We start from the raw sequence: 4,070 nt of genomic DNA, 5'->3' as shown, positions 1-4,070 counted from the left end.
AGGTAGTGGTCCTCGGCCAGCACCCGGGTCCACATGCGCATGTAGTCCCCGCCGGACGGCCGCACGGTGTCCATGAGGTCCTTCAGCTGCAGCGTCCGGCCGGTCTCCCGGGCGAGTTCCTCGACGTGCCGTGTGACCAGGCCGGTGCCCTCCTTGGACTCCAACTGGTACGCGGCCGGGTTGACGACGAAGAACCGCTCGCCCCACTCGGACGCCAGCCGACGGGCCACGAAGTTCGCGATCTCGGTGTTGGTCCGGAAGTGACCGCCGCCGCGCGAGCTGATCGGGCAGTTCCCTGCGCCCGCCTCCACGAGACGTCCGTGATCATCCCGCACACGGCCATGCTCCGCCCCGGAGCCGAGGACCACCTGCCCCTGGCGCTCGACCGACTGGCCCGCCACGGGGGCCGACTGCGCGACTGGGCCGCCGGACGGACCACGACGGCAGCCTGACAGCGCCCCCCCCGCACACGCTCACCGCTCGCTGTTCGCGCTACTCGTCTCGTCGTGCAACGCCCGGGCTCCCTCGCCCAGTCGCGGTCCCCGAGCCAGGTGTTGTCGGCCGGACCGATCGAGTTGTTCGACCATCCATCAGAAACGCATGGTCCTCGACCCCGTCCGGACCATCGGGACCATCCGTGTGTCACGCCCACCATGCGGGGGCGCTGGGGGACGGACGGACGGCGCGCGCCCGATGATTTCGCGCGCCGCCCCGCCTCCGCCCCTCCCGGGGCGGCATCACCTGGTCAGCCGTCCACCACTTGGTCAGCCGGGCGTCACTGCGACGCGAACTTGTCGCTCACCGCCCGGTATACGCCCTCCGCCTCCTCGCCCAACCGCGGTCCGGCCAGCCAACCGGCGCTCACCGGGCCGATGGAGGTGTTGGACACCAGCGCGGGCTCACCGTCCGAACCGGTCGCCACCCAGCCACCACCGGACGAGCCGCCGGTCATCGAGCAGCCGATGCGGTACATCGTCGGGTCGGCCTCGACGAGCGAGAGCCGCCCCGGCTTGTCCGTGCACTGGTACATCGTCTCGCCGTCGTACGGAGCCCCCGCCGGGTAGCCGGTAGCCGTGATGCTCTCCACCTGCGGCACAGGAGGTGCGTCGAAGTCCACCGGCAGCGCCGAACCGACCATCTCCTCCAGCGACTTGCCCCCGCTGCCCTCCTCCGGCGTCACATGGATCACCGCGAAGTCGTACGGAGCCCCGTCACCGCCCGTCTGGCCGCCCTGTTCGATCCACTGGTCCGAGGTCTGCGCCCAGTCGCCCCACCAGACGCCGTACGGGGCGACCTCCTCCTTCGTGGCCGTCTGCAGCCCCGACGCCGCCAGGGCACTGTCGTTGTACGAGGGCACGAAGGCGATGTTTCGGTACCAGCCGCCCGACTTGCCGGCGTGCACACAGTGACCGGCCGTCCACACGAGGTTCGACTTGCCCGGGTTGGCCGGGTCCTGCACCACCGTCGCCGAGCAGACCATCGTGCCCTCGGGCGCGTCGAAGAAGACCTTGCCCGCCTCGGGCACATTGGCGTGGTACTGCGCCGCCACCGCCTTCGCGTCGATGGCCTCCGGAGCCGGGTCGGTCACACCCTGGTCACCGGTGAGGTCGCCCTCGTCGACCTCCTTCTCCGGCTCCTCGGCGTCCCGCATCCGGTCCGGGTCCCACAGATCCTTGATGATCGGGTTGACGTAGTCCTCGGCCTCGCGCAGCCAGTCGTCCTTGTCCCAGTTCTTCCAGGCCCCGCCCCGCCACTTGTCGAGGTCGATCCCGTGTTCCTTGAGCTTGTCCTTGATGTCGTCCGGGATCCGGATCTTGCCGTCGCCGCCGCTGCCGGTGTCCTGCGCGGACGCCGACGCCTCGGCGTTCGCGGCCGTGTCACCCGAGCCGCAGGCGGTGGCCGTCAACGACAGAACCGTGGCCAGGCCGATCGCGGTCAGAACGGGGGAGGTTCTGCGGCGCGTGCTCCTCCCACGACGAGCGGTGAAGAGCGGTCGTATGGGTCGCATGGTCTGAACTCCCCCTGGGGCGTAAGAGAATCTGTGGTGCCGAAACGGACAGCGCACGACTCCGCGCGCCGACCGCCTCCTTGTACGTAGCCGACACAACGCTCGCGCGGCTCCGCACCTCTGTTTCTTCGTACGCAGTACGTACGTAGTCGTCGTCCGCGCGGCCTGGCGACATCCACCGGGCCGCATCCTTCGGAACGGCACCACACACTATGCGGTCGTTGTGGGGGACATCCGATGGAACGGCAACGGTTTGGCCACGAGCCGACCGACCAGGCGATCGACCATGTGCAGCCGGACAACCGGCCCCGTCAAATCCCTTTCTGGCTGAGGGAGTTGAGGAAGTGAAACCAGGTTGTAGGTGGGCCGCGGCAAGGATTTTCCTCCTACCCGCTTCCCCGTACCGGTCTCGTCGTTGGTACGTGCGGGGACCCGCCGGTGCTCGGTGGCCCCTGCCGACGCGCCTCTGAGGAACCGTGGGAGGAAGTGCAGCAGTGGCGGTGACCGATTCTGCTGTGGCGCCGCTGGGGCGAGAGCCCGAGCGAGCGCGTTCGGGACCCGAGAGCGAACGGGCCCGCCCACGCCGGGAGCGCGACGGGGCGCGTGCGATACGGCCGGGACACACGAGGATTCCGCGGCCGCAGGCCGCCCGCGATTCGGCGGCACGCACCTATGCGCGCTCCCTGCCCGTCGTGCCCGTACGCGCGCGCGGGCTGACCATCGAGGATGCCGACGGCCGCCGCTACCTCGACTGCCTGTCCGGCGCGGGCACCCTTGCCCTCGGCCACAACCACCCGGTCGTCCTCGAAGCCATCCGCAGGGCGCTCGACTCGGGCGCTCTTCTGCACGTCCTCGACCTCGCCACCCCCGCCAGGGACGCCTTCACCACCGAGCTGCTCCGCACGCTGCCCCCCGAGCTCGCGGACCGCGCCCGTGTCCGGTTCTGCGGCCCCTCCGGCACGGACGCGGTCGAGGCCGCCTGCAACCTGGTCCGGGCTGCCACCGGACGCTCCGGCATGCTCGCTTTCACCGGCGCCCACGCCGGCCCGACCATCGCGACCCTCGAAGCGCCCGGAAGCACCCGGGACCTCCGGGCGGCACGCCTGCCCTACCCGCAGGACTACCGCTGCCCGTTCGGTATCGGCGGCGAACGCGGCGCCGAACTCGCCGCCCGCTGGACCGAGTCCGTCCTCGACGACGACGAGCCCGGGGCTCCGCTGCCCGCCGGCATGCTCCTCGAGCCGGTCCAGGGCGAGGGTGGTGTCCTCCCCGCCCCGGACGGCTGGCTGCGCCGTATGCGGGAGATCACCGCCGCACGCTCGATCCCGCTGATCGCCGACGAGGTCCGGACGGGCGTGGGCCGCACCGGCCGCTTCTGGGCCGTCGAGCACAGCGGCGTCGTCCCCGACGTCATGGTCCTCTCCCAGGCCATCGGAGGCAGCCTGCCGCTGGCCGTCGTGGTCCACCGCGACGACCTCGACGTCTGGCGGCCGGGCACCCACGCGGGCACCTTCCGCGGCAACCAGCTCGCCATGGCCGCGGGCGCCGCCACCCTCGCCCACGTCCGTGAGAACGGCCTCGCCGCACGCGCCGCCACCCTGGGCACCCGCATCCTCGCCCAACTCCGCCCCCTCACCGAGCACTTCGCCTGTGTCGGTGACGTACGAGGACGAGGGCTGATGATCGGCATCGAAATGGTCACCCCGGACGCGAACCCCGGATCCGACGAGACCGGACCGCGCCCTCCCGCCCCCTCCCTCGCCACCGCGGTCCAGCGTGAGTGCCTTCGCCGCGGGCTGATCGTCGATCTCGGTGGCCGCCACGCCGGTGTCGTACGCCTCCTTCCACCCCTCACGATCACCGACGACCAGACCAACGCCGTGCTCGACCGCCTGACCGACGCGATCGCCTCGGTGGCCGCCACCGCAGCGGCGCGCTTCCCGGCGCACTCGGCACTCGCGCGAGGTGGAGGCCCCGCAAGCACGCCGGGCGGATGAACCCCACCTCCATCCGAGCGACCGCCCACCCGGCCACGCCCCGACCAGCCATCCACCCACGGCAC

The 4,070-nt window shown here is 71.4% G+C and carries 4 protein-coding genes; 2 read left to right on the top strand and 2 right to left on the bottom strand.

What is annotated here, in order from left to right; translation table 11 throughout:
* The coding region (locus P1P70_RS41665) for a hypothetical protein (protein WP_319247257.1) at window positions 1-335 on the bottom strand (335 nt) is incomplete at its 3' end.
* Between P1P70_RS41665 and P1P70_RS41660 the strand changes: the two genes are divergently transcribed.
* Window positions 321-452 carry a hypothetical protein gene (locus P1P70_RS41660; RefSeq protein WP_319247255.1) on the top strand — a complete coding sequence of 44 codons (132 nt, stop codon included), beginning with the start codon at window positions 321-323 and terminating at the stop codon, window positions 450-452. The two genes, P1P70_RS41665 and P1P70_RS41660, sit on opposite strands and share 15 nt — an antisense overlap.
* A 323-nt stretch (window positions 453-775) precedes the next feature.
* On the opposite strand, the gene P1P70_RS41655 is transcribed toward P1P70_RS41660, so the two are convergent.
* On the bottom strand, window positions 776-2,008 hold the full coding sequence (locus P1P70_RS41655; protein WP_319247254.1) for a hypothetical protein: 1,233 nt from the start codon (window positions 2,006-2,008) through the stop codon (window positions 776-778).
* A 494-nt stretch (window positions 2,009-2,502) separates the two neighbouring features.
* On the opposite strand from P1P70_RS41655, the gene P1P70_RS41650 reads away from it, so the two are divergent.
* Window positions 2,503-4,005, top strand: coding sequence for a diaminobutyrate--2-oxoglutarate transaminase family protein (locus P1P70_RS41650; RefSeq protein WP_413471663.1), 1,503 nt, complete (start codon window positions 2,503-2,505; stop codon window positions 4,003-4,005).
* Window positions 4,006-4,070 lie beyond the last annotated feature (65 nt).

The organism is Streptomyces sp. MB09-02B, assembly GCF_033794485.1.
GTDB lineage: Bacteria > Actinomycetota > Actinomycetes > Streptomycetales > Streptomycetaceae > Streptomyces.
Note: the sequence above shows the minus strand (reverse complement) of the source record. Positions and strands in the feature narration are given on the sequence as shown.

Coding starts and splice junctions, on each gene's coding strand:
- P1P70_RS41655 (WP_319247254.1), bottom strand. CDS start 2,008: ATGCGACCCATACGACCGCTCTTCACCGCTCGTCGTGGGAGGAGCACG.